Here is a 369-nt window from a genome sequence, read left to right on the forward strand (position 1 = left end):
AGTTTACTACTGGCAAACAAGTGCAAGTGGAATTGATAAGACGAACTCCAATGTAACCAAGGATTTTACAGTTGACGGAGCTACGTATTACATCCGTTCCTATAATGCAACACTTGATACATGGAGTACTGCCCAATCAGGAATAGTAAAGGTTTACAATAATCCTGGCATTCCTGTAGCGCCAACAGCGGCTTATGCAGATGGAGTAACCACGCTTACTCGTCAGGCACCACCGGCAGATGAAGTTTACTACTGGCAAACAAGTGCAAGTGGAACTGACCAAACAAACTCCAATGCAACCAAGGATTTTACAGTTGACGGAGCTACGTATTACATCCGTTCCTATAATGCAACACTTGATACATGGAG

1 protein-coding gene is annotated in these 369 nt (G+C 43.4%); it reads left to right on the forward strand.

Annotated features, from left to right (window positions below; genetic code table 11):
* Positions 1-369: hypothetical protein (locus tag ELS83_RS22000; protein WP_171597662.1), on the forward strand; the 369-nt coding region annotated here is incomplete at both ends.

The organism is Marinifilum caeruleilacunae, from assembly GCF_013141825.1.
In the GTDB taxonomy this organism is placed as follows: Bacteria; Bacteroidota; Bacteroidia; order Bacteroidales; family Marinifilaceae; genus Marinifilum; species Marinifilum caeruleilacunae.